Genomic DNA, 24,115 nt, shown 5'->3' on the forward strand with positions numbered 1-24,115 from the left:
TTCGGGGGGTGGATCTGCCGGGATTCACCTCCCCTGGACGGGTGCTCCTGCCGATCTGATCGAGCCGGAGGGCGGCGGTCGCTCTGGGCGGTTACTAATGGTTCGAGAGTTTACTGGTCTGCCACAGGGCTGTTACTGGTGGTGCTGCAGAAATGTGAGGGCCTGGGCGAACGCCTCTTCATATGATCCCGGCAGACGGGATTCGGATCGGGTCAGTTGTTCCGAAGTGAACAGGTAGCAGCCCAGCTGAAACCCGCTGAACCTCCCCGGCATGCTCTGAAGTTCAAACCTCTCGGTATCTCCGGAAAACCCTACACCCAGATGTATGAGCATGCGGATTTCATTCCGTACCTTGAGAATATCCTGCTCCTCCATCTGGAGGAAGCGCTCAAGGGCATCCAGCATTCCTTTGGTATAGCGGATGGAGTATCCGTACTTTTCAAAAAACCGGGACTCCACCGTATCCATATCATCTTTCAGCATGGAGATATAGTCCGCAGTGGCGCTCACATTCAACTCGGCCAGGTCCTGCTCGGTCTTATTGATCCTGCTCCACAGCAATCCCAGGTCGGCTTCATCCACCAATTCCTGAAGGATCAGGTAGCCATCCAACAGATCTCCGTTATGAATATAGGCCAGAGCCAGATCGTGCCGCGGACTCTCATTGGCCTCCGAACCCTCAATTGCTTTTTTGTACTGGCGGATCGCATGGTCGTAGTTACCGGTATGCTCATAGAGACGGGCCAGATAGGTTCGTGCCCGCACATTCTCCGGATCGATTTCACATGATTTCTGAAGATATTCCAGGGCACGACTGTCGTCCCCTAGTTTGAAGTACAGGTCTCCAAGTTCAATATGAGCTTCCAGATGGGTAGGATCAAGTTTGATACAGGACTCAAACTCATGAAGGGCGCGTTGAAAGTCCCTGTCTGCGCTATAGCACAGGCCCAGCTGAAAATGCACCGGTTCATTTTCCGGGTCGTTTCTGCTGAGGTCCTCATATATATGCTTCGCGGCGCTGTAATCACCCAGATGCATAAGATCCCGGGCCTTCCGTAACGGATCCAAATCCATTCCCCTTACTGGAATTATATCCCATTCCCCGGAAAAAAAAAGACCCGAACCGAAGCATCTGCTGCTTCCGTCCGGGTATTATCGGGCAGGTACGGGAAAAACATCCCCGCCCCGCCTGAGAACAGATGTGCTCGGGGCTGTTACAGCTGGAGCATGTTCTTTACTGTGGAGATCTCCAGGAATGAGGCTCCGGTTGAAGGACCGAAGTTACCCGCAAGAACGAGCACCGTATCTTCTTTCTGGAGAAGATCATCCTTCACCAGATGGTTCAGACTCTTATTGATAAATTTCTCAACCCCTTCCTGCCGGGCGGGCATATAGCTTGCCGTTACCCCGTATGTGATTGCCAGCTGACGCATAACTTTCGGATCGTAGCATTCCACATAAATGGGAATATTTCCCCGGAATGCAGAAATGTAGCGTGCGGTGCGGCCGGTTGATGTGTCAATCACGATTCCCTTCATGGGAATTTTCGATTCTGCCTTCACCGCAGTACGTGCGAGAAATGCTGGAATCTGGTGACTGGAAGGATCAACATCTATGTTCACCATTGCATCTGTTGCTTCTTCTGCAGACTTGGCGATTTTTGCCATGGTCTGTACAGACTCCAGGGGATAATCACCATAGGCGGTTTCTCCGCTGAGCATCAGTGAATCGGTACCGTCATATACGGCATTCGCCACATCGCTCACTTCAGCACGGGTGGGCCGGGGCTTCTTGATCATGGTGTGCAGCATCTGGGTGGCGGTAATCACCGGCTTGCATTTTTCCCGGCACTTTCTGATGATCATTTTCTGGATTGCGGGAATCTTTTCAGCGGGGATCTCAATTCCCAGGTCTCCCCGGGCTACCATGATTCCGTGAACATGATCAATGATTTCGTCGATGTTCTCTACGCCTTCCTGATTTTCGATTTTTGCAATGATTTTGGATTTGCTGTTGTGCTCATCGAGAATGTCCTGAATCACCTGCACATCTTCTTTGTTCCGGACGAAGGAGTGGGCGATAAAATCGATTTCATGTTCAATGGCAAAATCGATGTAGCCTCTGTCCCTATCGCTGAGAGCGGGAAGATGAATGTGCACGCCGGGTACATTTACACTCTTTTTTCCGCCGATCTCCCCGTCATTCTGAACTTCGCAAATCAGGGCGTTGTCTTTCTTTTCTTTTACGATAAGAGCAACATCACCATCATCAATCAAAATCAGTTTTCCCACGGGGACATCTTCCACAAAGCCTTTGTAGTTGAGGTATACGCATTCCTTGCTGGAAAGTTTGTCGGGATCTCCAATCATTTTGATAATGTCGCCGGTTTTCACGTTAATGTCCGACTCTTTTTTGGTAGTTCGTACTTCAGGACCTTTGGTATCCAGTACAAGCGGGATTGCATCGGATACTTTTCGGACATTTTCCACTACTTTCAGGCTGTCTTTATGTTCCTGGTGGGCGGTATTCAGGCGCACTGCGCTCATTCCGGCATCGTAGAGGGATCGGATAAAATCCGGTTCGCAATTCATATCTGATATGGTTGCGACTATTTTGGTTAACTTCTTCACGGTCGTACTCCGTTTTGGGATTGGGATTAATACACTCGGTACACAACGAAGTATAGTTTTTTCCAATACCGCCGTCAATGTGAGGCATTGCTCCGAAGCACACCGATTAGCGGGTATTCTATCAGGTCAGACGGGTATGGAGAACCCGTTTTGGCCTTTTTTTGAATGTCGTTTGGCTAAATCCCTGACCTATACACACATTACCAAAATTGCCGGCAGCTTCTGAAATAGTTGGCAGCTCTCGAAAATCCATGTTTTTCTTTTCACCATCTTTTTTGTATATTGAGTTGAGATGAAAAAAATAATACCGATTTTTCCATTAGGGGTTGTGCTCCTGCCCGGCATGCAGCTTCCCCTGCATATATTTGAAGAGCGATACCGGCTGATGGTGTCCCACTGTCTGAAACAAGATGAGCCCTTCGGAATCGTGTATTATGACGGAAGCAGTTTCAAATCCACCGGCTGCTCCGGAAAAATCACCAATGTTCTGAAGGAATACGAGGACGGCAGAAAAGATATCATCATACAGGGCTCGGACAGATTCACCCTGGAAGAGGTTGATGATTCAGGAGAGTACCTGACGGCTGAAGTAAAATACTTCAGCGACTGCAGCACTTCCGCCAGTTCCCGGGAACTCGAACGCATGAAAACCGAGGCGGTTGAAGCGGTCATCAAACTGGCATCCCTGAACAACCGGGAGCTGGATAGAAAGTATCTCATGAGCCTGAATCCCGTGGACTTCAGTTTTCTCATCTCCGCCAGCGATATGATGAACCTGGAAGATAAGCAGGAAAACCTTGAGACCAGCTCGACAGCCAACAGGCTGCAAAGCATTATCACCACCGCCAAACGGGTAATTATGCGCTCGGAGGCGCATCACCAGCTTCTGAAAATACTGGGGGATAATTCGGACATCCGCCACATTTTTAATTAGACCGCCAATTCCGAATAAAAATCACCATGGTTTTCTCTTTTCTCGTATACAGCAAATCCATTTATTACTATACTTTGAAAGTATTATGATCCAGGGAAAAGAAGCTGAGCAGCAGATTGACATGTATGAAAAGAAGATCTTTGACCTCACCCAGCTCATCGAGATCAGTAAAAGTCTCAATTCAAACCTGGATTACAACGCTCTGATTCAATCCATTCTCTATATTTGCATGGGTCAGCTCAAAGTGCTGAAGGCCGGCCTCTTCGCCCGGAAGGATATCGGCAGTCAGGACCTGGTGCTCCACAGAAGTCAGGTGGGCTTCGACATGCACGCCCACCAGCAGTATGTGATTCACGAGGGGAATCCTCTGCTGGACTATCTTCACGATCATCCCAAAAGCCAAACCCTTGATGATCTTCAGTCGGCAATCGGAGAGGAGCCTCTGGATCCCATATCCCAGCTGCAGCCGGTTCTGATTATCCCTCTGAGAGCCAAGGATGTGATCAACGGCATTCTCATACTGGGAGATCCAATTCAGGAATCGGCAATCCCCATGGAAGACAGGGATTACGTGGAGAACATCGCAATACTCGCAGGAATTGCGGTGCACAATGCATTCCTGTATGAGATCACCACCACCGATGTGATGACCCGGCTCAAACTCCGACATTTCTTCCTGGATACTCTGAGCAGTCAGATCGCCCTCAGCAGACGCCACAACAAAACCATGAGTCTCATCATGATGGATATAGATCACTTTAAAGCGTTGAACGACAACTACGGCCATGTGGTGGGCGACGAAGTTATTATCGGTGTGAGCAGAATTATCCTGGATAATATTCGCCAGACTGATATGGCAGCCCGGTACGGCGGCGAGGAGTTTGTGGTACTCCTCCCCGATGCCCCCCGTTCCACGGCCCTGCAGATCGCCGAACGGATCCGTACGGCAGTTGCCCAGGCCCTGTTCACCTACGAAGACGCAAGCTGCTCGGTAACAATATCCATGGGGCTTGCGGAGTTCGATCCATATACCGATCTTAACTCCCAGACCTTCATCCAGAAAGCGGACAAAGCCCTCTATGAGTCCAAACGAGGCGGACGGAACCGCACCACCACTGCAGCTGACCTGAGCTGATGCAGCCCCTCCTTCTTGCTTAAATGTACGCCCTTTAGTATCTTCTTGCCATGGAAATAGCAAAAACACTGGATCAGGTACGCTCCAAACTGGAGCCGTCCATTCTCCCCCATGAGCTGGATGAAGCAATGGATAAAATTGCCAGGATCCGTACACTGAAAAAAGATATGAACGTGGTTGTCCTGGGTCATAATTACATGACACCGGATGTGTTCTACGGAGTCTCGGATATTATCGGAGACAGCCTGGGTCTGGCCCGGGAGGCGGCACAGACCACTGCAGATATTATTCTTTTCAACGGCGTACATTTCATGGCCGAGACTGCGAAGATCATGAGCCCGGAAAAGACCGTCCTCATTGCAGATATGGAAGCAGGCTGCTCACTGGCTGAGAGCATTACCGCCGAGGACGTCCGCATGCTGAAGAAACAGCATCCCGGAGTTCCGGTTGTGACCTATGTGAACTGCTCTGCAGCGGTAAAAGCGGAAACGGATATCTGCTGTACCAGCGCCAACGCAGCCAAGGTTGTGAACTCCCTGGACAGCGACGAGGTACTCTTTCTCCCGGATGCATATCTGGCGAAAAATGTCGCCCTCCAGACCGATAAACGGATTATCAGCTGGGAACAGGGCAAGTGCATGGTGCACGAACAGTTCACCAAAAGCGACATTGATGCCGCCCGGGCTCAGTTCGATGACCTGGTGGTGATCAGCCACCCCGAATGCGATACCGACGTTACCGGAGCCTCAGATTTCGCGGGAAGCACCAGCCAGATGGAACGGGTGATCGCTGAGAGCGGCAAACAGAACGTGATGCTGATTACCGAGTGCAGCATGGGCGACAACCTCAGGTCGGTTTTCCCCAAAAAGAATTTCATCAGCACCTGCCAGACCTGCCCCCACATGAAAAAAATCACCCTGGACAAGATCATCTATTCCCTGGAGAACATGGTTCATAAAGTGGAAGTGGACGAGGACATTATCCGCCGGGGACGGCGGGCGGTGGAACGCATGCTGGAGATCGGCTGATACCGGAATATCAATTCTGATACCAGCCGATAATTTCCTGCAGCATTATGTTCCTGCAGCAATGCATTATTGGTAGGGAACACATACCTGTACAGAGGTGAATGGTTCGTTAATCACTTTCTGTACAGGGGGTGAATTTTCTTTCGATAGTTTTCATACTGTTCGCCGGCATGATAACTGGAGCGAACCAGCGGACCGGCCTCCACGAAATCAAAGCCCTTTTCCAGGGCCCGCTCTTTCAGCTCGGCAAATTCCTCGGGGGTCCAGTACTTCTGCACTGCCTGATGATTCCGGCTGGGCTGGAGATACTGCCCCATGTTCATCATCGATACCCCGTGGGCCAGCAGGTCATCCATGGCTCCCAGAATCTCTTCCCTGGTTTCACCCAGACCCAGCATCAGGCTGGATTTCGTGACAATATCCGGTGCAATCTCCCGGCTCATTTTCAGCATTTTCAGACTCCGCTGATAATATGAACGGGAGCGGACAACCGGAGTCAGGCGCTCCACGGTTTCAAGATTATGACTCATAATATCCGGCCTGCTCTCCAGCACGGCGGCGATGCTGTCAGGATCGGCCATGAGATCTGAAGTGAGAAGTTCCACTCCGCAGTCCGGAGCGGCCTTTCGGATCTCTTCAACGGTTTTTGCAACTATGGATGCGCCTCCGTCCTTCAGATCGTCCCGTGTGACCATGGTGATTACCACATGGGCCAGCTGAAGCTTGGCAACCGAATCGGCAACCCGTGCCGGCTCGCCAAGATCCACCGCACCGGGAAGACCGGTTTTCACCGCACAAAACCTGCAGCGGCGGGTGCAGGTATCTCCCAGAATCATGAAGGTGGCAGTTTTATGCTTCCCCCAGCACTCATGAATATTGGGACAGCGGGCTTCTTCGCACACCGTATGCAGACGCTCTTCCTTCACCATCTTTTTGAGATCTTTAAAATTATCGTTGGTGTTCAGCTGAATTTTCAGCCACTCCGGTTTGCGTGTTACCGGTCTGTTGTTTTTCCCGGTCTGCTTCGCGGCTGTATTCGTTGCGCCGCTTTTCGTTGCGCCGGTTTTCTTTATGCCGGAACCTTTCTGCAATTGCTCTTCTGGTATGGTAAAGCTGTCTGACATATATTTTCTCCAATTGCCTCTTGCATTTCAGATGTTGTTCTGGGTGTCTAAGCTACTAGATTTTGCCGGTGAAGGCCAGTGTGAACACACATTCCGGGAGGACCGGTTTTTGCAGACAGAGTTCCCGTTGAACGATCAGCTGGATTCCCGGACAATCAGTTCCGGCTCGAGACGGACGGTTTCGGCGAACCAGCTGTGTTCCTTTTCAGCATTAATTCCCCGGACGCACAGATCATAGGCCGTGGCCCCCATCTGTCTCAGAGGCTGATGAATGGTGGTGAGTGCCGGGTTGGTGAGACTTGAGAAGGTGACATCATCGTATCCCACAATCCGCATGTCATCGGGTATGCTGATATTGTGCTGTCTGGCGGCCTTCAGCAGCCCAAGAGCCACCAGGTCCCCTGCGGCGCAGAAAATCCCGTCGCATCCTGCGTCCATGAAATTTTTGAAGGTTTTGATCGCCTCTTCGGGATGGTAGGTGGGGATCTCCACAACTGCGTTTTCATCCACTGGAATCCCCCGTTCGTTCATTACCTGAATATATGTGTCGTAGCGGGCCTTGGGGGAAAGGCTTCCCAGGGGATCGTTATGATACCCCACCAGAAGTCCCGGTTTTTTACAGCCCCGGTCTATGAGATGCTCAACTGCCTTTCGTGCGCCGATGGTGCTGTCGCAGTAGACGCTGCTTACGTTCTCGAAAATATCTTCCACCAGAACCAGCGAAACTCCGCTGTCTTTGAACTCTTCGATGAATGTGTGTCCTGGGCGCAGATTCACCGTAATAACCGCATCGGCACGTCTTCCCTGAAGTATCTTCTGAAACGTCTTCATTCGGCTGTTTTTATCCCGGTTGGAAGAATAGAGCTGAATGGTGTACTCATCCCCCCCTGCCTCCAGAGCTTCTTCCACACCCCGGATCAACTCCATTTCAAATAGAGTGGAAAAACTTGCCGCAACCACTGCGATGGTTTTGGTATGCCCCCCAACCAATGAACGCCCGAGAAATGCCGGGAAGTAATCCAGTGCTTCCACCGATTTCAATACCTTCTGTTTAGTTTCGGCGGTGATTCGGGGATCGTCATGGATGGCCCAGCTTACGGTAGTATGGGATACTCCGGCGTGCCGGGCAACATCGTGGATGGTTACTTTTTTTGGCATGAATATTCCTAGATCTATCTTATTCTATGTGAGGCGGCGATTCCAGGAACCTGCTACTGATGTATCAGAGCCGCTGGGATCCGTTTCCGCCCGGTAATCATGAGGCGATGATGTCTGCCTCATAACAGAGGTTCTTCTAAAATGCTTTTTTTATTAGAATCTCTATGATCTATACAGAATAAGAGCAGTCCCGGGAGCTGTCAAGCTGATGCTTCTTCCATCCGCTCCGATAATCTTGATGTTTTCACTTATCTACTCTATACTCTTGCATCCTAATAAGTTAGATAATTAAGAAAAACGGCCCGCTTTTCGCCCCGTTTTTATGTTCTTTCCAAACGGCAGTGTTGATTGAACATCCCGTAACAAAACAGCAAAAGAGGCGCAGATGTCAAAAGTTTCCACCCGAAGCCGGGTTCATCACAACGTGCAGGAAGTACGGAACCTCACCGAAGACAGCTATGTTCTCCGCTTTGAACGCCTGGGAATGGATTTTCAGCCCGGACAGTATCTGAGTGTGGGTCTTAAGGGTGATATTCACATGAGAGAATATTCGATATATTCACCTGCAGAGGCGGATTATCTGGAAATTCTGGTAAAGGAAGTGGAAGGCGGCCATGTTTCCAGAAAACTGAAACAGCTGAAAGTCGGAGATGAACTCTATGTTGAAGGCCCCTTCGGATTTTTTCTCATCGATGAATCCCGGAGGAAAAACAAGCTGTATTTTATCGGGACCGGGACGGGAATCAGCCCCTTTCACAGCTTCTGCAATTCTTACGATGAATTGGACTACACCCTTCTTCACGGTGTTCGCCGCCTGAAGGAAGGTTATGAGCTTGATCAGTATGATCCATCCAGGGTGGTGCGCTGTGTCTCCCGGGAGGAAGGCGGAGATTTCCCCGGTCGGGTAACCGATTTTCTCAGGGCCAATCCGGTGGAACCCAATGCAAGCGTGTACCTCTGCGGAAACTGCGATATGATCTACGAAGCCTACGACATTCTTTCCGAGCAAGGGATTCCCAGAGAACAGATGTTTGCGGAAGTGTATTTCTAAGCCCCCGGAACGGGCGGCATCAGATAAATAAGGAAAAATAGTATGAAGTACCATATAGTGCACCTCGGTTGTCAGATGAATCAGTCGGACACAGAGCGGATTCAGGCGGTTATTGAGGCCATGGGCTATGAAGAGACCCCCCGTGAAGAGGACGCCGAGCTGCTGGGTATCGTTGCCTGTTCAGTGCGCCAGAAGGCCATCGACAAAGTGTATTCCAAAATCCACCAATGGAATAAATGGAAAAACAGCAAAAGCCTGCTCACCTTCGTTTCAGGCTGCATTCTTCCCGCAGACCGGGAAAAGTTTCTTGACCGCTTTGATCTTCTGTTCAGCATTAATGAACTACCCGACCTTCCGGAGATGATCAGCCAGTACGGTATCACCACCCCCTTTTCCGGCGGACAGTTTGCAAAAGATATGGACCTTGCACCTGCAGCCCCTTCAGAACCCGCCGCCTCCCCGGGGCGACCGGTGGGCCCCATGTGGCTGAAAGATCCCAGGGAAAGTCAGGTACTGAAGCTGGTGGATCATCAGGACAGCAGCGCAAAGCTCCCCTCGGGTGAATCTCTGAATCACCGCAATGCCCTCTATGGAGATGAAAACCGCAGAGAAAACACCCTGTCGGCCATCAGGGCCATGCAGAATGAAGTGAAAAATCGCGGCGGAGGGGAAAAGGTAAAGCGCAGCATTCTGCCCGACGCATCAGGCAGTGGAGCACCCGATCCCATGAGCGGATTCTGGAACATCAAACCCCATTACCGTTCACCCTTTGAAGCCTTTATCCCCATCCAGAACGGCTGCGATAAATTCTGCACCTTTTGTGCAGTTCCCTACACACGGGGACGGGAAGTATCCCGTCCCAGCAGCGAAATTCTGGCGGAAGTGGAAGATCTTCTCAATCGGGGGTACAAAAGCATCACCCTGCTGGGACAAAACGTGAACTCCTACGGCCTGGACAAAGAAAGAGACGAAATCCGCTTCCCCGAGCTCATGCGCCGCATCGGCGAAATGGGCAGGGATCTGGGTAAAGAGGATGATTTCCTGGTGTACTTCACCTCCCCTCACCCCCGGGATATGACCCGGGATCTGCTGGAAATTATCGCTGAATACCGCTGTCTGGCCAAACAGATTCATCTTCCCCTACAGTCCGGGGACGATAAACTGCTTATTAAGATGAACCGGAATCACAGTCTGCAAAGGTACCGGGAAATCGTGGAAAATATCCGGGAAATACTGCCTGAGGCTACATTGTTCACCGACATCATCGTGGGATTCACCGGCGAAACCGAGGAACAGTTCCAGCGGACCCGCCGGGCCATGGAAGAATTTCAATACAACATGGCCTTCGTCGCCATGTACAGCCCCAGACCCGGAGCCGCTTCCAGCCGATGGGACGATGATATTCCCCAGGATGAGAAAAAACGCCGGCTGCACGTACTCAGTGAAGAACTCCAGAAATCCAGTCTGGCATACAACCGGCTTCTGGTGGGCCGGAACATGCGGGTTCTGGTAGAAGGGCGGGACCGCAGCGGGCGCTACCTGGCCGGAAGAAGCGAGGGAAAGCTGCCGGTTCGCTTTCTCCATGATGATGACAGCCTCATCGGTCAATTTGTGCAGCTGCGGATCAGTTCTGCCAGCGAATTGAGCCTGGAAGGGGAATTGATTGAAACACAGGTCCCCGGGGAGGTGCGCCGTGCATGATGTAAGAGAGCAGGATGTAAAACCCCGGAAGGTGCAGGCAGATACCGGCGCATTTACCCCCGCCGCTCCTGTTGAATCCGGATCCGTTTCGGTTGATGCCTCGAAAGGTGACTCCCGGAATACAGACAGGCCCACAGTTTCCTTCAACACCCTGGGGTGCAAGCTGAACCAATATGAAACCGATGCCCTTGCCGCCCGGTTCATGCGGGAAGGATGGGAAGTTGTACCCTTTTCACAGAAGGCCGATGTAAGTGTGGTAAACAGCTGCACGGTGACCAACAAGGCCGACCGGAAAACCCGGAACACCATCAACAAGGCCCTGAGACTCAACGGCAAAACCGCCCATATCGATCTGCCTGAGGCAGCAGATCCCGGAGACTCCGGCATGGTGGTGGTCACGGGCTGCTTTGTAGACAGTCACCGGGATGAGCTTGAAAAAGACGGCCGCAGTTTCGTGGTGGACAACGACAGAAAGAACTCCATTTTTGAACTGGTTCAGGCCCATAGAAACGGGGAAATTCTCCATCCCGAATCCCTGAAAGGGGACCGCTTTCAATATGACGCTTCCAGCCGGGTGTTTCACACCCGGGGAATGGTGAAAATTCAGGACGGCTGCGACAACTTCTGTACCTTCTGCATCATCCCCTTTGTTCGAGGCCGTGCAGTAAGCCGGCCGCCCGAAGACATATTCAGCTCCGCACAGCAGATGATTGATGACGGATATCATGAGCTGGTGCTCACAGGTGTGAACATGAGCCGCTACCGCCACGGCGATTTTGTATTCGCCGACATAATCCAGGGCCTGCTGGACCTCAACGGGGATTACCGGCTGCGAATCTCAAGTATCGAGCCGGATCAGCTGGATGAGCGCTTCCTGGAACTTATGAACCACCCCAGGATGTGCCCCCATCTGCACCTCTGCCTCCAAAGCGGATCGGAAAAAATCCTTCTGAAAATGCGGAGGCAGTACAGCTATGCCGAATACCGGGAGATTGCAGCCCGGCTGAAGGAACATCGGCCTGATTTTAATATCACCACGGATATTATTATCGGATTTCCCGGAGAAGGGACCGCCGAGTTCCAGGAAAGCCTGGATGCGGTAACATCCATCGGTTTCGGACATGTACATGCGTTCAAATACTCTGTACGGGAAGGAACCCGGGCCGCCAGAATGGATGAGCAGGTTCCGGAGAAAGAAAAGAACCGCCGTTCCGAACAACTCCGCCTGGAGGCCGAAAAAGCCAAAAGAGCGTACCGCCAGGGACTGGTGGGCAGCAGTCAGCGGGTACTGGTAGAGAAGGTAAGCGCCGGGAAAGATGAAGACGGCAATACCCGATACCGTGCACGGGGCCTTGGCCAGCATTATGTTCCGGTGAGCTTTCCCCTGCCCCCGGGGATCGGAAAATCAAGGGCTAAAGCATTTGAAAACCGCTTCGCCCGGGTTGAAACTACCGGTCTGGATGCCGGGGACGATCCGGATCTCCTGGGCGAGCTGGTTTATTCCCTGGAAGACTCAGCTTCTTCGTCCGGAAAAGAATGATTCACATCCTTCAGCTCAGCAGGATTTCCGCCGACGTTGCCCCCCTGAAAATACAATCCGCATTGGGACTGAAATCCCGGGGACAGAGGGAGTTCGGCTGGCAATCTGCTTCCACTCCCCCGGGGAGGTCACCGGAAATCCGGCTCTGGACACGTGAAGACCTGAAACTCGAAACGGCAAATCTCGGCGGGAATTACTCGGGAAGAAGTAAACCTGAAATACTTCAAACCGACGGTGAGGTCTCAGCCCCTGCCCTGACGGGGGCGGGAAACGGCACTATCAGCCTGCATGGTTCGCTTACCATGGCACGAAGTATGGGCTTCCTTGCAGGCCGGATCGCTTCCCGGGAGACCGCTCAACCGGGAGATATTTTCGCAGCCCTGGTGGAAGATCATTTCATCCCCGGCCCCGGGGCTGTGGTACACAGGGTGGACCTCCCCGAGGGAGAGTTCTATCCGGACCTGGTTCTTGATCACGGCCTGGAAGAGATTTCAGCGGACCTGAATTCTCACAGGCAGGACCGGGATCAGGGGCGGGATCAGGGGACGGAAGCATTCGGAGGGTCAGCCGGCCCGAAAAAAATCCGGAGAGAAGAGGTCCTGGGGGAGAAAATGTTTCGAAATGAAGAGCAGAATCTGTTTCTTGAAGAATTTTACCGCTGCTTCATTCCGTTCTGTTCCCCACATCAGCTCCACACGCTTTTTCTCAACCCGCTTGCAGAGAAGCGGCAGCTGTATCCGTCGCTCCACCGATTCGTTACCTATCTGGCCAATATGAGCGATCTGGCCGGCAATTCTTCGGGGGAGGCGTAAGATATGCTCAGTTCGGTACATCAGTTCAGTCACGTCTATGTTGAACGGGATATTACGGAGTCTCCCATGAGCCGGGGAGTTCTGCAGCGCCTGTATGACTCGGGGCAGAATCCCCGGATCATTCCGGTTGAACATTACAAGGACGTGTTCAACAGACCCCGACAAAGCTTCCGGATCCAAAAACATCAGCCGGCCCTCATCCTGGCCAGAGAACGGGAGCATTTTCTCTACCGGGGAAATGAGCGCATAAACTCCTGGAAGCAGAGCGGGTTATTCTATAATGCTCTGGTGCGCAACTGCGTGTATAACTGCGATTACTGCTTTCTCCAGGGAATGCACGGCTCCGCCCACAGCGTCATGTTTCTGAATAACAGGGATTTTATCCATGCAGCAGAACGGCAGCTTGAGAAGGGTCCGGTATATATGAGCATTTCGTATCTCAGCGAGATTCTTGCATTCGAACCGCTGTATCCCTACGCCAGGGAGTGGCTGGAGTTCGCACGGGGACGGGAAGATTTCGCCCTGGAGATACGCACCAAGAGCGATTATTACCAGGCCATTGCCGACCTTGAACCCTCTGCCAACAGTTTTCTGGTATGGAGCCTGAGCCCGGAACAGGTGAGCCGGGAACATGAACGGGGGACGGCAAGTTTCCGCAACAGGCTGTTCGCCGCCTCCCGGGCTGCAGAGGACGGCTGGCCTCTGAAACTCACCTTTGATCCGGTTCTGGAGCTTGAGAACTGGCAGGACCTCTACGGAAATATGATTGAAGAAACCTTCCGCCGCATTCCCCCGGAGAAGGTTCAGGAAGTGAGCTTCGGGGTATTCCGGATGAATCAGGACTTTCTCAAACGGATCAGAACCGTACGCCCCGAGTCTCCGGTGTTGTACGGGGACTTCCGCAAAACCGGCGAACTGGTGAGCTATGCTCCCGATTTTATCCGGGAGGTCCGGGAATTCATGACTGGCAGATTACGCGCGTATATCAGCCCTGAGAAGATCTTTTTCGTCCACGGGTAAGGTTCTCCCAGGCACGGCTCAGAGGTTCGGCCTCAGGGGAATCCAGGAAGGTCCGGGTGGTGAATATCTCAAGATGATCCATGGCTCTGGTAATGCCCACGTAGATCAGATTGCGCTTCTGCCGCAATTCATGTTCCCGGCTCAGCATTTCCGCGGTGCTCAGGGTGGGCAGATGAAACAGCACCACAGGAAAGTCCAGCCCCTTGGCGGAATGGATGGGCGAAATTCGCAGGGCGGAAGAAGACTCCTGCCCTGGATCCGGCAGCACACCGAACTCGAAGTCCGGATCACGGATGGATTGAAGCTCCAATCCGGTCATCTCCGGCAATTCCCGGCGAAGCTGATCCAGCCGCCTTCGGTCGTGCACAAGAATGCAGATATTGCTGGGTTCGTATCCGAGAAAATCCACATACAAGCGTATTCTTTCTGCAAGCGCACCGGTAATGCGCATCTCATCCTCGAAGCGGTGAATCACCGGCGGAGGCCCCTCCCGAAACCCCGGAGGAGGCGTCTCCTGGGTATCGCTGCCGTTCCCCGGCTCACTGGATTTAAACCCCGACAGCTCCATGTAGAGCTCGGCAAACTCCTGGATGGGAAGACTGTTGCGGAGATTCAGGGAAAGATACCGGCTCTTTCCCCGGATATCGATTCCCGCCCGGGCGAACGGAGACTGCAGGCCGTATATGCTTTGTCTGTCATCACCCGCCATGATCAGCCGCGCACTGATCCCCCGGAAAAACCGCAGCACCACAGGGGGGAGATCCTGAACCTCATCAATATAGAGGGTATGGAACCGGGCCGTCCCTACGGGTCCGGATCCGGGGCCGGGTCCGGGGCCGGCTTCCCCTGCCCCGGCATTCCCTGCAGCGGCTCGGGCATCGGATGCTTCGGGGACCGGATCGTCCCCGACCGAGTTGCCGGCTGACATTCCCGGGGAAGCTGCAGCAGGGAGTGAAGATGAAAGCACAAGGGCCGCAAGATTCCGGGTGTAGAGCTGCTGTTCTTCAAGCTGATCCCGCAGCCGCTCCTGAATTCTCCACAGGAGGGAACGGTGAAAACCATCGAGTTTTCCCGGCAGCCCTCTGCGGGAGTACATGTCGTCCACGTATTCTTCCCGGCTCAGGGCATAGCCCCATATCACTTCATTTATTTCAAAAACTATCTGGCGCTGATTCAAAATGGCGAACAGTTCCCCGTACGCTTCATCCTCCAGAGATGAAATCAGCACATCCAGTGCATCGGGGAGAAAGCGGCCGTAGCGGATCTCCGCACCTGGCTGGATTTTTCTCAGATGTCCGGCGATATAGCTGTCGGCGGTTTGTATATGCATGTGTTCAGACTGGATTCCCAGTATTTCGCTGATGTATTTATCGTACTTCACCAGGGTCCGGGCGAAGGTGAACAGCCCCAGTCTGGGTTCTTCCTCGAAGCCCAGTGTGTTCTGGGCCGCCTGCTGCCGCAGACTCTCCAGAAGAACCACAGTTTTCCCGCTTCCCGCAGGTCCCCTGATGAGCAGCTGATGTTCCCGGGCAATGTCCGCAGCCGCTTCCCGCTGCTGTCGGCTCAGGCGCACGATGCTTTGCTCGAAATCCCGTCTGGTGCGGGTGAAAATAGAGAGACGAAGAAGCTCATCCCGGTAGCTGTTGAGCCACTCGTATTCTCCGGCAGCTGCTTCTCCCGGGCCTCGGCTGCCCGCCTGATCCGCCCGGCGGCGGAGATCTTTTATCTCCATATCTTTCATCTGCAGTGCCAGCCTGGCCTTCCGCAGCTCGTTAAATTCCGCCTCGGCGGATTGCCGGGTTTCCCATATATCCAGATTATCCCTGATTTTCTGAAGGTGAGGGCTCTCAATTCCGCTGAGACGGCAGAATTCTAAAAATGACCAGGTTTCGGCCTTTGCCTCATCAACACTCACTTCCTGAAATCTTCGCAGAACACCCTGCAGAAGTCTGTGGCTCGCCTCCATTTGGGAGAGCCTGCTGATCCCCCTGAGTTTCAAGGCCCGGTTATCTCCGCCGGTTCCCAGCAAATACTGCCGGTACATTCCGATTTTTTCCTGAAAGCTGTAACTTTCCGGAGAAGAATGGGTGGGAGATAATTGATCTGTTCCGCCGTCCCGGGAAGGACCATCAAGCCCTAGGCGCTGATTCATAACCTTCTCGGCATATGCGTGCAGGCTGAGCATAAAAAACCCGGGATCTGCCCCCAGCATGCTGACGAGTCTGCGGATTTCGCTGCGGGATTCATCCCGGGTGTCCTGTTGCATCATCCCTGAGTATACGGATGGGGAAGCGGCTATTCAATAAGGTCGAACCATAGCCTGTCCAATAAGGAAGGGGTGCAGCCCGGAGCCCAGAAAGAATCCCTGCAGAATCCAAGCCTGCCGGAACAGTATCCCATTTCCTCTCCGCTGTACTCCAGGGGAAAGCGGGGATCTGCTTCCCCGTTACTGAAGAGGGAAACCAGAAGCATGTGCACCGGATCGGCGGCCTCCGCCGGGTATGCACGGTGCACCAGGGCAGCCAGCTCTTCCTCCAGCGCAGATTTTAAGGATTCAAACCCTGCCCGTCCCTCCATACGCTGACGTTCTGTGGCATTCACCGGAATAAACAGCCCGCTTCCCGTTTCGCCCAAAAGGGAACGGGGCGAAATACGCAGATCCCCCGGTGTGGTGTACCACATCGAAGATTCCATCAGTTCCAGGCGGTATTCATCCCGTGTGTCTGTATCGCTGAGTCTGGAGGTAATTTCACTGCAGACTTCATTCATCACGGGCAGCAGACCTTCCCAGGCGGAGGGAAGGAGAAGCACAGACCCGTTCTCCGGAAGTAGAAGGGAGTAATCCAGACCTGCATCCAGACAGCCGGCGGTTCCGGAAAGCAGGCCGTTTTCCGATTCTGTATGCGGCTCGGCATCCGGTTCGGCGCCTTGTCCTGCATCCGAAACCTGCCTGGCGTATTGCCTTTCCGGCTCTGTATGCCCGCCCCCGGGAGAGCTTTCCAGCATGGAGTGGATCAGCTCCATTACCTCTGTGTAATCCCTCCCCGCCAGGGGAAACTGTCCCGACATGCCCAGTATTGCGGGCGGGGAGACTCCGGTACCCAGCCATGAGCCATAGACTTCATAGCTCAGTTCAATTGAAGAGCTGAAACCCGAATCGAAACAGATCAGATCAATCTCCCTCCCCCGCTCCGCCAGAATGTCGGCAAAGTCCGGAAGAGTCAAATAGGATCCCGTTGACTGATCATAGAGCACTCCCCGGTAGGGATGACCGGATTCACCCGCCACGATCAACAGTTGAAGGCCTTCACCGGCATCCCGGAACATTTCACACCAGTCCAGGGCCGCAGCGAGAGCGTCTCCGGGAGAAACGGCCTGATTCCACCCGGCAAACTCCGCCCTTCTCCACACCCCCTCTGCCAGAATATGCAGTCCAGGAGGAAGTGAATCATGCCCGCTTCGTTCACCGCAGGCATATGCCACACGCAGATCCACTCCGGGATATACCTCCGGCGGAAGATCAGGACGGGAGTCGGAGATATGTGCCGAAGAATGCAGTTCATCCAGATCGGAAAGAACTGCCTGATAGTCACCGTTATCCGCCCAGGCAAAGTAGAGAATCTGCAGCTCCGCAGAATCTTCCTGGGGCGGTGGATGGGGATCCGGGTCGGCCGCTTCGGTTTCCCCTCCAATGGGATGAATAATCCGCTGGGGCGTACATCCGTTGGGCAGAAGTATGAGACAGACCGGAAGCAGCAGATGGAAAAGCAGCTTCAGTATGAAAGCGATGGGCGGCGGATATGAACCCGCCGGAATATGTGCATATGGGTTCATACACACATAACCGGGAAATTACGTCTCCTGCTTGGCGTTGGCGGAATTCAGTCGGGAAACTATGAGATTATTTTCCCGGATAAGCTGTTTCAGATGTTCCACGAAGCGATCCACATCTTTCAGGGACTGAAGATTGCCCTCCATCACCTGGCGGATATCCGCAGCGGCCGCATCCAGATCCTGCATGCGCTGTTGAACCTGGTTGCTTTCACCCGCCTGACTGCGGGTAAGCTCGGCGGCCTGCCGGCTGAGATCCAGCAGAGTGGAGACCGCTTCCTGAATATCCTTGTTTCCCTGCTCCTGCTCAACCATGGCCTGGGAGATCTCCTCGATGAGCCGGGAATTGGTTTTCACAGCTGAGCTGATTTCATGAAAGCTGTCCATGGCCCTTCTTCCGGTCTCAAGCCCCTGGCTGCTGTAATTGTTCATGGACTTGATGAGCTGGGTGATCTCCGTTGCGGTTTTGGAGGCATCTCCAGCCAGGGAGCGCACTTCGGTGGCAACCACCGCAAACCCGCTGCCCACATCTCCGGCATGGGCGGCCTCAATGGCCGCATTCATGGCAAGAAGATTGGTCTGGGCGGCAATCTTTGCAATCTGACCTACACTCTTGCTCACCTCTTCCGCCGCCTGGTCGATATTCTCAATGCCCTGAATCAGCTCATTCATGTCTTTCTCACCGGCGGAAGCCTTACCCTCAAGAACCTGGGTGCTCTCTGCGGTTTCCCGGGCATTTTTACTTACCGAAGCGATATTGGCTATAAGCTCCTCCACCGAAGAGGAGCTTGCTTCCACCGCCTCATTCTGCTTCTCCAGATTGCCCGAGGAGGTGCGAATGTTGGCAATGAGTTTTTCCACATCCGAATCCGCCTGTTCCAGGGCGGAATGCTGAATACCGATATGTTCCTGAACCTGCCGGATTCCCCGGTCGATGTTTTCACCCAGCTGTTCGGCTGTGGAACTGATTTCATCCAGCCGGGAAGACAGCTCCCCTGCATCCCGAACCGAACTGCTGATGGCCGAGAAAAGGGCAGCCTGGCTGTCGATAAACGAATTCAGGTGGCTGATGGCCAGTCCCAGCTCATCATCATCGGTAACAATCAGTTTATTCCGGCTCTCCGCCTGGCCGCGGGAAAGATCACCGATACCCTGCTCAAGAAGCTTCAGCCGGCTGGAGTAAGGTCTGGATTCTATGAACACCGCCAGTGCGGACATTGCGGTAATGATTCCCGCAAGGAGAAACATTTTCCCGAAGAATTCTGTGAGCCGCGGTCGCAGCCGGGGACTGTTGATTGTCAGGTCCGGAGCATTTCCTTCCAGGGCCTGCTCCCATAGCTCCATACGGTAATCGGCCACTTCAGTAGCTGCGGACCCCGCATCCACTTCTCCGGGAGCCAGAAGCTCTTCCTCCAGATATCCCATTCCCGAGGCCAGGAGCAGACCGGTGGCAAACACGATAATGGTCATGGCCATCATGAACTGACGCTTCTCCCAGGCATTTTTCCGGTGATGGTCCAGATGGGTTCTCCGCCGCAGCCTGTGAAGGGTGAGACTGTAGCGCTCAAAGAGGCGAAGTTCCACAAAGAGGACATAAAATCCGAAGGAGGCGGAGTACACCAGAATGGTGAGAAGATCAAAACTGAAAAAGGGTTGCCCCTGGGCGGATACCCGGACAGCGTACTGGGCGGCAGGCCCCACAAGAAAGCCGAGAACGTTCACCACCGCTAGAATCCCGGGAACCCGGTTCAATAGCCTGTCCAGACGGATTTCCTCGAAAGAATCCAGGAGATCCCCCCGCTTCAGTCTGCGTTCGGCGGAGGATATTCCCGCCATTGCGAAAAAGAGGACTATGGATGCAGCTACAACCAGGGCGGTGACGATCAGTTGAAAGGTTCCGAACTGATGGAAATATATGCTCCAGTCCCTCTGTACGTAAAAGATGCTGAAATTCCACTGTAAAAACGTGCTTATATACGATACCGTCGCAACGGCAAGAATTGTTTTCCATCGTATGGACATAATTTTTCCTCTTTACTCCATTATGGTCGGATTGTAGAAATTATGGAAGCGGAAATCAATACGAGGGGTCATACATTACCCCCTGAATCAGTTCTCTTAGATCGTCGGGATGGGGATATCTGGCCAGGTTCTGTTCATAGGCTTTCAGAGCCACCGCCTCGGCAATATCCAGGCTGATATTTCGCAATTCTGTAAGGGGTGGAAATATGGATCCCCGTTCCAGCTGCTCCTGCTTCACCCTGGCGGCAAGGGCATCGGCGGCGGCCAGGAACATGCTGTCGCTGATGCGGCTGGCTGCAACGGATATTGCTCCAAGCCCCACACCCGGGAATATGTACACATTGTTGCCCTGGGCCGGTTCGAAACGCTTTCCTTCATACTCCAGGGGCTGAAAGGGACTGCCTGAAGCGAATATGGCCCGGCCTGAGGACCATTCGTAGGCCTGGGCGGCGCTGCACTCCGCCCGGTCTGTGGGATTGGACAGGGCAAAGATGATGGGACGCTGCTGAACCGCCGCCATACTCTCCACCACTTCCCGGCTGAAAGTGCCGGGTACGCCGGTGGCGCCGATTATGGCATGGGGCTCAAATTCCCTGATGGCCGAAACAAAGTCCCGGGCCTCGGAATCCACCGAATATTCGATGTTCTGGGGGGTAAGATCCTTCCGGGAGCTGATGAGCAGGCCGTGTTCATCCACAAACTGAACCTGTTTTCTGGCCTCCCCTTCACTCAGGCCCGCTTCCATCAGCGCCCGTGTCAGCAGATGAGCCATTCCTGTGGCCGCCGAGCCGGCGCCCAGGAACATCACCCTCAAATCCCTCAGCGGCGTACCGCTGATCCGGAGAGCAGCCTTCAGCCCCGCAACGGCCACTGCTGCGGTACCCTGAATATCATCATTAAAAGACAGCACCGCCTGCCGGAAGCGCTTGAGATGGTGGTAGGCGTTGGGGGTGGCGAAATCCTCGAACTGGATCAGGGCCTTGGGGTACTTATCCTGCACCGAAAATACGAACTCCTCCACCAGACTCTGGTATTCCCTGCCCCGGAGACGTGCATGGGGCCATCCCATGTAGAGGGGATCATTGAGAAGTTCCGTGTTATCGGTACCCACATCGAGCATTACCGGCATGCAGCGCAGGGGATCGATCCCTCCTGCGGCGGTATAGAGAGAAAGCTTGCCGATGGGAATTCCCATGCCGTTTGCCCCCAGATCGCCGAGCCCCAGAATCCGCTCTCCGTCGGTAACCACAATGATCCGCACATCTTCAACCGGCCAGTTATTGAGAATATCCCTGATATGTCCTTTGTCTTCCGGAGTAATATAGAAGCCCTTGGCATGACGGAAAATATTGGCGAACTGCTGACAGGCCTGACCTACTGTGGGGGTGTAGACAATGGGCAAGAGCTCCCGGATATTATCCATGAGAACCCGGAAGAACAGCCGTTCGTTCCGCTCTTCCAGGGAGCGCAGGAAAATATAGCGCTCCATGTTGTTTTCCTTCCTTCGGAAGTTTTCCATCACCCGCTGTGCCTGAAGCTCCTGGGAGGAAATCTGGTAGGGAAGAAGGCCCCTCAGTCCCAGATTACGCCGCTCTTCCCGGGTGAAGCCGGTTCCCTTGTTGCTCCGTGAATCGTGAATTATATCCATGCCTCGGAGAGGCCGTTCCCGCTCTGCCATGCCTTCATGGTAGCTCATGGAGACCCCCGGGGCAAGCCGGGAGTTCACAATTCACATGAGGTTCTACAATACCTTCGAGAGAAAATCCTTCAGCCTGGGGTGCTCGGGCTGTGCAAAAAGCTGCGCAGGAGGATTTTCCTCCAGGATTTCCCCTTCATCCATAAAGAGAATCCGGTTTCCCACCTCCCTGGCGAAGCCCATCTCGTGGCTTACAACCACCATGGTCATCCCTTCGGAAGCAAGGAGCCGCATAACATCCAGCACTTCACCCACCATTTCCGGGTCAAGTGCGCTGGTGGGTTCGTCAAAGAGCATCACATCCGGGTTCATGGCCAGAGCCCGCACGATGGCGATACGCTGTTTCTGACCGCCGGAAAGCCGGGACGGATACTCATGGGCCTTGTCCTCAAGTCCCACCCGTTTCAGCAGCTCCATCCCCTTCTCTTCCGCAGATTCTTTGCTCAGTCCTTTCAGACGGATGGGGGCCAGGGTGATATTTCCCATCACATCCAGATGGGGAAAGAGGTTGAAATTCTGGAACACCATACCCATTTTCTGACGCTGCTGGTTGATGTCGTTGGTACCTGAGGTAATATCCACCCCTTCAAAGAGGATGCGCCCCTGGGTGGGCATTTCCAGCAGGTTGAGACAGCGCAAAAAGGTGCTTTTTCCCGAACCCGAAGGGCCGATCACCACCACCACTTCGCCGGTCTGCACTTCCACATCCAGGCCTTTGAGAACATGGAGATCCCCGAAATTTTTATGAAGTCCTTCTACATTAATCACTGCTTCTCAGCCTCCTTTCGGCATTGCCAAGCAGCCGGGATATGGTTGATGTAAGGAGAAAATAGATTACCGCTGCAATAATCAGCGGTTCCATGGGCCGGTAGGTTGCCCCCCGGACGATTCCCGCATTGTACATCAGCTCGGAAATTCCGATAACCGAAACGATGGAGGATTCCTTGATCACCACTACGAACTCATTTCCCAGTGCCGGCAGAATGTTTTTCACCGCCTGGGGCAGGATCACCAGACGCATGCTCTCCCGGTGATTGAATCCCAGACTGCGGGATGCCTCCATCTGTCCTTTGTCCACGGCCTGAATGCCCGCTCTGATGATCTCCGCTACATAGGCGCTTGAATTGATGGAAAGGGCGATGATCCCGGGAATAAACCGGGATAAGTCCACTCCCAGCAGCATGGTCTGGGGGATATTAATGGGCAGACCGTAGTAAATGATGAAAATCTGCACCAGCACGGGGGTACCCCGGATCACATTAATGTAGGCTCTGGCGGGGAACGACAGGAGGGGATTCTTATTCAGCCTCAAAAGTGAAATAACCAGTCCCATCAGCGTCCCCAGCATTACCGTGAAGAGGGCCAGTACCACCGTATTCACCGTGCCGAATACAAAGTAGCTCCAATACTCCCCCAGAAAGCTGAAATTCATAGTTGCCCTCCCGTTTTCGGAAAAATAAAAATGCCCCTGCCGGAAATCAGCAGGGGCGCTTTACATGGATTTTCGATTGTGATCTCCATGCAGTACAGCGTGTCAGTCCGTAACATTCAGCTCATTGGCTTCGGCAACAAATCTGTCGATTGAGCCGTCGGCCATCAGCCTTTGAAGGGTTTCATTGATCCGTTCAAGCAGCTCGTCTGAACCTTTCCGCACGGCCACAGCCGAACCGCCTTCAACGTCACCGATCTGAATGGGTGATATGGCCAGGTCGTCGTTGGCCTGCACATATCCGTTAGCAACAGGCTGCTCAACCACCAGGGCTTCCACTTTTTCGTTTTTCAGCTCAAGAACAAGGTCGGGGATTTTTCCCAGGGCTACAAGACGGGAATCAGGCATCTCATCTTTTACCAGTCCTTCCTGTATTGAAGAAAGCTGGGCTCCCACCGGTTCTCCTGCAAGGGCATCAATGCTGGTGTAGGTATCGGCATCTTCAGTCCGGACAAGCACCGACTGCTGGGCCACATAATAGACATCCGAGAAATCAACGCTCTTTTTCCGTTCTTCCGTGGGAGTCATGCCGGCAATAACCATATCAACCTTACCGCTGTTGAGTGCCTGGAGCAGACCGTCAAAGCCGATATCCTGAATTTCCAGCTCAACTCCCAGATCGGCGGCAATAACCTTGGCGATCTCAATATCGAAGCCTACGATGGTATCTTTGCCGTCAATAATGGTATGGAACTCGTAAGGTGCATAATCGGCGCTGGTGCCGAGTATCAGCTTACCCCGCTGCTGGATGGCCTCCACACCCTCTGCCGAACCTGCTGCAAATACTGCAGTTGAAATACTGATGAGCATGAGTACGGCGAAAATCTTTTTCATGCTGCCTCCCTTTTGCAAACTATCCTTTCATGCTACCCAACAGATGTGTATAAAATCAAGGGAGTTGTGTATATTTTTTACTCTTTCGCCGAATAAATCGGGCCTATGCG

The 24,115-nt window shown here is 53.3% G+C and carries 19 protein-coding genes; 8 read left to right on the forward strand and 11 right to left on the reverse strand.

The window, feature by feature from the left end; translation table 11 throughout:
- Positions 1 to 132: 132 nt before the first annotated feature.
- Both L21SP2_RS12305 and pyk read right to left on the reverse strand, forming a co-directional pair.
- The gene (locus L21SP2_RS12305) at positions 133 to 1,068 is read right to left on the reverse strand and encodes a tetratricopeptide repeat protein (RefSeq protein WP_024268862.1); all 936 of its coding nucleotides are present in this window, start codon (positions 1,066 to 1,068) and stop codon (positions 133 to 135) included.
- Positions 1,069 to 1,214: 146 nt separating this feature from the next.
- The gene (gene pyk / locus L21SP2_RS12310) at positions 1,215 to 2,630 is read right to left on the reverse strand and encodes a pyruvate kinase (RefSeq protein WP_041401564.1); all 1,416 of its coding nucleotides are present in this window, start codon (positions 2,628 to 2,630) and stop codon (positions 1,215 to 1,217) included.
- Positions 2,631 to 2,922: 292 nt separating this feature from the next.
- On the opposite strand from pyk, the gene L21SP2_RS12315 reads away from it, so the two are divergent.
- From L21SP2_RS12315 to nadA, 3 genes are all read left to right on the forward strand, one after another.
- Positions 2,923 to 3,564: an LON peptidase substrate-binding domain-containing protein gene (locus L21SP2_RS12315; protein ID WP_024268864.1), complete on the forward strand. Its 642-nt coding sequence runs from the start codon at positions 2,923 to 2,925 to the stop codon at positions 3,562 to 3,564.
- An 85-nt stretch (positions 3,565 to 3,649) separates the two neighbouring features.
- Entirely contained in the window at positions 3,650 to 4,699 is a 1,050-nt protein-coding gene (dgcA, locus tag L21SP2_RS12320) for a diguanylate cyclase DgcA (protein WP_024268865.1), read from the forward strand.
- 50 nt (positions 4,700 to 4,749) lie between these two features.
- A complete protein-coding gene (nadA, locus tag L21SP2_RS12325; RefSeq protein ID WP_024268866.1) occupies positions 4,750 to 5,727 on the forward strand; it encodes a quinolinate synthase NadA in 978 nt (325 codons plus the stop codon).
- Between the two features lie 113 nt (positions 5,728 to 5,840).
- Here the strand turns inward: nadA and lipA are convergent, their stop codons facing one another.
- Together lipA and L21SP2_RS12335 are read right to left on the reverse strand one after the other, a co-directional pair.
- Positions 5,841 to 6,851, reverse strand: coding sequence for a lipoyl synthase (lipA, locus tag L21SP2_RS12330; RefSeq protein ID WP_024268867.1), 1,011 nt, complete (start codon positions 6,849 to 6,851; stop codon positions 5,841 to 5,843).
- 135 nt (positions 6,852 to 6,986) lie between these two features.
- Positions 6,987 to 8,009: a LacI family DNA-binding transcriptional regulator gene (locus L21SP2_RS12335; protein WP_024268868.1), complete on the reverse strand. Its 1,023-nt coding sequence runs from the start codon at positions 8,007 to 8,009 to the stop codon at positions 6,987 to 6,989.
- 385 nt (positions 8,010 to 8,394) lie between these two features.
- Here L21SP2_RS12335 and L21SP2_RS12340 point away from each other — a divergent pair, with 385 nt between their 5' ends.
- From L21SP2_RS12340 to L21SP2_RS12360, 5 genes are read left to right on the forward strand one after another with little or no spacing between them, the layout of a single operon-like run.
- Entirely contained in the window at positions 8,395 to 9,060 is a 666-nt protein-coding gene (locus L21SP2_RS12340) for a ferredoxin--NADP reductase (RefSeq protein ID WP_024268869.1), read from the forward strand.
- A 42-nt stretch (positions 9,061 to 9,102) separates the two neighbouring features.
- The gene (locus L21SP2_RS12345) at positions 9,103 to 10,761 is read left to right on the forward strand and encodes a MiaB/RimO family radical SAM methylthiotransferase (protein WP_041401567.1); all 1,659 of its coding nucleotides are present in this window, start codon (positions 9,103 to 9,105) and stop codon (positions 10,759 to 10,761) included.
- Positions 10,754 to 12,301, forward strand: coding sequence for a tRNA (N(6)-L-threonylcarbamoyladenosine(37)-C(2))-methylthiotransferase MtaB (gene mtaB, locus L21SP2_RS12350; RefSeq protein WP_024268871.1), 1,548 nt, complete (start codon positions 10,754 to 10,756; stop codon positions 12,299 to 12,301). The genes L21SP2_RS12345 and mtaB overlap by 8 nt, the downstream gene beginning before the upstream one ends.
- Positions 12,298 to 13,113 carry a hypothetical protein gene (locus L21SP2_RS12355; RefSeq protein WP_024268872.1) on the forward strand — a complete coding sequence of 272 codons (816 nt, stop codon included), beginning with the start codon at positions 12,298 to 12,300 and terminating at the stop codon, positions 13,111 to 13,113. The genes mtaB and L21SP2_RS12355 overlap by 4 nt, the downstream gene beginning before the upstream one ends.
- Positions 13,114 to 13,116: 3 nt before the next feature.
- Positions 13,117 to 14,133 (forward strand): SPL family radical SAM protein, encoded by a 1,017-nt coding sequence (locus tag L21SP2_RS12360; protein ID WP_024268873.1) that lies wholly within the window; start codon positions 13,117 to 13,119, stop codon positions 14,131 to 14,133.
- On the opposite strand, the gene L21SP2_RS12365 is transcribed toward L21SP2_RS12360, so the two are convergent.
- From L21SP2_RS12365 to L21SP2_RS12395, 7 genes are all read right to left on the reverse strand, one after another.
- Positions 14,099 to 16,402: a UvrD-helicase domain-containing protein gene (locus L21SP2_RS12365; protein WP_024268874.1), complete on the reverse strand. Its 2,304-nt coding sequence runs from the start codon at positions 16,400 to 16,402 to the stop codon at positions 14,099 to 14,101. The genes L21SP2_RS12360 and L21SP2_RS12365 overlap by 35 nt on opposite strands.
- Positions 16,403 to 16,428: 26 nt before the next feature.
- Positions 16,429 to 17,967, reverse strand: coding sequence for a hypothetical protein (locus L21SP2_RS12370; RefSeq protein ID WP_024268875.1), 1,539 nt, complete (start codon positions 17,965 to 17,967; stop codon positions 16,429 to 16,431).
- Positions 17,968 to 17,985: 18 nt separating this feature from the next.
- The gene (locus L21SP2_RS12375) at positions 17,986 to 19,986 is read right to left on the reverse strand and encodes a methyl-accepting chemotaxis protein (RefSeq protein ID WP_024268876.1); all 2,001 of its coding nucleotides are present in this window, start codon (positions 19,984 to 19,986) and stop codon (positions 17,986 to 17,988) included.
- A 55-nt stretch (positions 19,987 to 20,041) separates the two neighbouring features.
- Entirely contained in the window at positions 20,042 to 21,682 is a 1,641-nt protein-coding gene (locus tag L21SP2_RS12380) for an NAD-dependent malic enzyme (RefSeq protein ID WP_211233424.1), read from the reverse strand.
- Positions 21,683 to 21,727: 45 nt separating this feature from the next.
- On the reverse strand, positions 21,728 to 22,450 hold the full coding sequence (locus L21SP2_RS12385) for an amino acid ABC transporter ATP-binding protein (RefSeq protein WP_024268878.1): 723 nt from the start codon (positions 22,448 to 22,450) through the stop codon (positions 21,728 to 21,730).
- Positions 22,443 to 23,114, reverse strand: coding sequence for an amino acid ABC transporter permease (locus L21SP2_RS12390; protein ID WP_024268879.1), 672 nt, complete (start codon positions 23,112 to 23,114; stop codon positions 22,443 to 22,445). The genes L21SP2_RS12385 and L21SP2_RS12390 overlap by 8 nt, the downstream gene beginning before the upstream one ends.
- Positions 23,115 to 23,216: 102 nt before the next feature.
- Positions 23,217 to 24,005 (reverse strand): ABC transporter substrate-binding protein, encoded by a 789-nt coding sequence (locus tag L21SP2_RS12395; protein WP_024268880.1) that lies wholly within the window; start codon positions 24,003 to 24,005, stop codon positions 23,217 to 23,219.
- Between the last annotated feature and the right edge of the window lie 110 nt (positions 24,006 to 24,115).

This window comes from Salinispira pacifica (genome assembly GCF_000507245.1).
Lineage (GTDB): Bacteria > Spirochaetota > Spirochaetia > DSM-27196 > Salinispiraceae > Salinispira > Salinispira pacifica.

Coding starts and splice junctions, on each gene's coding strand:
- L21SP2_RS12335 (WP_024268868.1), bottom strand. CDS start 8,009: ATGCCAAAAAAAGTAACCATCCACGATGTTGCCCGGCACGCCGGAGTA.
- dgcA (WP_024268865.1), top strand. CDS start 3,650: ATGATCCAGGGAAAAGAAGCTGAGCAGCAGATTGACATGTATGAAAAG.
- L21SP2_RS12370 (WP_024268875.1), bottom strand. CDS start 17,967: ATGAACCCATATGCACATATTCCGGCGGGTTCATATCCGCCGCCCATC.
- lipA (WP_024268867.1), bottom strand. CDS start 6,851: ATGTCAGACAGCTTTACCATACCAGAAGAGCAATTGCAGAAAGGTTCC.
- L21SP2_RS12345 (WP_041401567.1), top strand. CDS start 9,103: ATGAAGTACCATATAGTGCACCTCGGTTGTCAGATGAATCAGTCGGAC.
- L21SP2_RS12395 (WP_024268880.1), bottom strand. CDS start 24,005: ATGAAAAAGATTTTCGCCGTACTCATGCTCATCAGTATTTCAACTGCA.
- L21SP2_RS12380 (WP_211233424.1), bottom strand. CDS start 21,682: ATGAGCTACCATGAAGGCATGGCAGAGCGGGAACGGCCTCTCCGAGGC.
- L21SP2_RS12365 (WP_024268874.1), bottom strand. CDS start 16,402: ATGATGCAACAGGACACCCGGGATGAATCCCGCAGCGAAATCCGCAGA.
- L21SP2_RS12355 (WP_024268872.1), top strand. CDS start 12,298: ATGATTCACATCCTTCAGCTCAGCAGGATTTCCGCCGACGTTGCCCCC.
- L21SP2_RS12340 (WP_024268869.1), top strand. CDS start 8,395: ATGTCAAAAGTTTCCACCCGAAGCCGGGTTCATCACAACGTGCAGGAA.
- nadA (WP_024268866.1), top strand. CDS start 4,750: ATGGAAATAGCAAAAACACTGGATCAGGTACGCTCCAAACTGGAGCCG.
- L21SP2_RS12375 (WP_024268876.1), bottom strand. CDS start 19,986: ATGTCCATACGATGGAAAACAATTCTTGCCGTTGCGACGGTATCGTAT.
- L21SP2_RS12315 (WP_024268864.1), top strand. CDS start 2,923: ATGAAAAAAATAATACCGATTTTTCCATTAGGGGTTGTGCTCCTGCCC.
- L21SP2_RS12390 (WP_024268879.1), bottom strand. CDS start 23,114: ATGAATTTCAGCTTTCTGGGGGAGTATTGGAGCTACTTTGTATTCGGC.
- L21SP2_RS12360 (WP_024268873.1), top strand. CDS start 13,117: ATGCTCAGTTCGGTACATCAGTTCAGTCACGTCTATGTTGAACGGGAT.